The sequence below is a fragment of the Arenimonas malthae CC-JY-1 genome (genome assembly GCF_000747075.1).
GTDB lineage: Bacteria > Pseudomonadota > Gammaproteobacteria > Xanthomonadales > Xanthomonadaceae > Arenimonas > Arenimonas malthae.
Window position 1 is genome coordinate 1 of the sequence record NZ_AVCH01000055.1, and the last position, 844, is coordinate 844.

Genomic DNA, 844 nt, shown 5'->3' on the forward strand with positions numbered 1-844 from the left:
GGCGCCGGCTCCGGCGCGGCCGGCGCCAGGTCTTCCACCGCGGGCGCCGGCGCGGGGGTCGCCGGGGCCTGGGCTTCGATCTGGGACAACAGCGCGGCGATGCCTTCCGCGGTGACCGGGCGGGCCAGCTGGTAGTCGGCGTCCACGCGGCCGCCGGCGGTCAGCGCCACCACGACCTTGCCGTTGCTCAATGCCTTCATCAGGCTCATCTGGCCGTACATGGAGTCCATGTCCACGACCACCACGGCGGCTTCGTTCTCGTTCGCCAGCGACCAGCGGTTGCCGTGCTGCGCGTTGGCTTGCTTGAAGGCAGCCTCGATGCCGGCCTGCTCGTCACGCGGCAAGCCTGCAAAACAGATGCTCTGCGTCGTCATTCCCTGTGTTCCCCCTGGTCACGCGGCGGTTGCCGCGTGAAGGCCGGCAGTGTCGGCCGGCCGGCGGGGCGGCGTCAAATGCCCTCAGGCGGGGCGGCCGCTGCGCTTGGGGAGGTGGCTTTTCAGGAAGGCCATCTGGTCGGCCAGGATGTGCCGGTTCGACAGGATCAGGTGTTCCACCCAGCTCGGCCGGTAGGGCACGGCCAGCAGCGGCATGCCCGCCTGCTGGGGCGTGCGGTTGCCCTTGCGCGAGTTGCAGTGGAAGCAGGCGCAGACCACGTTCTCCCAGACGTCCCGGCCGCCGCGCGACACCGGCATGACGTGGTCGCGGGTGAGCGAGTGCCGGCTGTACTCCTGGCCGCAGTACAGGCACAGGTTGCCGTCGCGGGCGAACAGCGCGGTGTTGGTGAGCGCGGGCGAAGGATCGAGCGCCTTGCCGTTGGCATGGCTGCGGCCGGCGACGATGGGGT

At 70.7% G+C, this 844-nt stretch carries 2 protein-coding genes; both read right to left on the reverse strand.

The genetic code is table 11. The features are described 5' to 3' along the window. On the reverse strand, positions 1 to 374 hold a 374-nt coding region (locus tag N790_RS03815; protein WP_211251946.1), incomplete at its 3' end, for a hypothetical protein. 84 nt (positions 375 to 458) lie between these two features. Further along, positions 459 to 844 (reverse strand): HNH endonuclease (locus N790_RS03820; protein ID WP_043800978.1); only part of this gene is annotated, 386 nt, incomplete at its 5' end.